Here is a 1556-nt window from a genome sequence, read left to right as displayed (position 1 = left end):
AGACGATTGGGTATTGCAGACCTCTACAAGAGTCAGAAGGATGCCGTGTGGATGCTCAAAACCAACGGTGGCGGCATCTGCGATCACGAGGTGGGAGCGGGAAAGACACTCATCATGTGTACGGCTGCCTACGAGATGAAGCGATTGGGACTCTCAAACAAGCCGATGATTATCGGACTAAAGGCAAACGTCTTCGATATTGCCGATACCTTTAGGAAAGCTTATCCTAATGCTAAGGTACTCTATCCAGGCAAGAACGATTTCAATAAGCAGAACCGCCAGCGTATTTTTAACGACATCAAGAACAACGATTGGGACTGCATCATCCTCACGCACGAGCAGTTCGGCATGATACCGCAGGCCTTGGAGATACAGGAAGCGATTATGCAAAAGGAACTGGATTCCGTGGAAGAGAATCTCGAAGTGTTGCGACAACAAGGAAGAGACATCTCCCGTGGGATGCTCAAAGGACTGGAAAAACGCAAGCAGACACTGGAAGCAAAGCTGCAGAACATACAGGACAGCATCGCAGAGCGTAAGGACGATGCCGTGGACTTCAAGATGATGGGTATTGACCACCTCTTTGTCGATGAGAGCCACCAATTCAAGAACCTGATGTTCAACACCCGCCATGACAGGGTGTCGGGCTTGGGCAATCCTGATGGCTCACAGCGTGCCTTAAACATGCTCTTTGCCATTCGTACCATACAAGAGAGGTCCGGCAAGGATTTGGGAGCCACTTTCCTTTCGGGAACGACTATTTCCAACAGTCTGACAGAATTGTTTTTGCTCTTCAAATACCTCCGTCCGCAGGCTTTGGAGAAGCAGGGTATCAACAGCTTTGACGCATGGGCAGCCGTCTTTGCCAAGAAATCTACCGACTACGAGTTCTCCATCACAAACGACATCATTCAGAAAGAGCGGTTTAGGACGTTCATCAAAGTGCCCGAACTTGCCGCCTTCTATGCGGAGATATGCGATTTCCGTACAGCCAAGGACATCGGTATTGACCGTCCGGAGAAGAACGAGATACTACACAACATACCGCCTACGCCCGAACAGGAGGTTTTTATCGGCAAGCTGATGGAGTTTGCTAAGAGTGGCGATGCCACGCTTTTGGGACGAGCACCTCTGAGTGAGAGCGAGGAAAAGGCAAAGATGCTTATTGCAACCGATTATGCCCGCAAGATGAGCCTTGATTTACGCATGATTGATGAAAATGGGTACTCAGACCATATAGACAACAAGGCAAGCCACTGTGCCAAGATGCTCAATGACTATTATCGAAAGTACGATGCACAGAAAGGTACACAGTTTGTTTTCTCTGACTTGGGTACTTACAAGCCCGGCGGAGACTTCAACATCTATTCGGAAATCAAGAGAAAGTTGGTAGAGGATTATCATATTCCATCCTATGAAATACGCTTCATTCAGGAATGCAAGAATGAGAAAGCCAAGAAAGCAATGGTGGATGCCATGAACCGAGGCGACATCCGTATCATCTTCGGTTCTACTTCCATGTTGGGCACAGGTGTGAACGCACAGCAGCGGGCAGT

General features: G+C 48.6%; 1 protein-coding gene. It reads left to right on the top strand.

Features of this window, described 5'->3' with window-relative positions; genetic code table 11:
- A partial coding sequence (locus JCM12259_RS12765; RefSeq protein ID WP_025066726.1) for a helicase-like domain-containing protein occupies positions 1 to 1556 on the top strand: 1556 nt, incomplete at both ends.

This window comes from Hoylesella enoeca JCM 12259 (assembly GCF_000613405.1).
Lineage (GTDB): Bacteria > Bacteroidota > Bacteroidia > Bacteroidales > Bacteroidaceae > Prevotella > Prevotella enoeca.
Note: the sequence above shows the minus strand (reverse complement) of the source record. Positions and strands in the feature narration are given on the sequence as shown.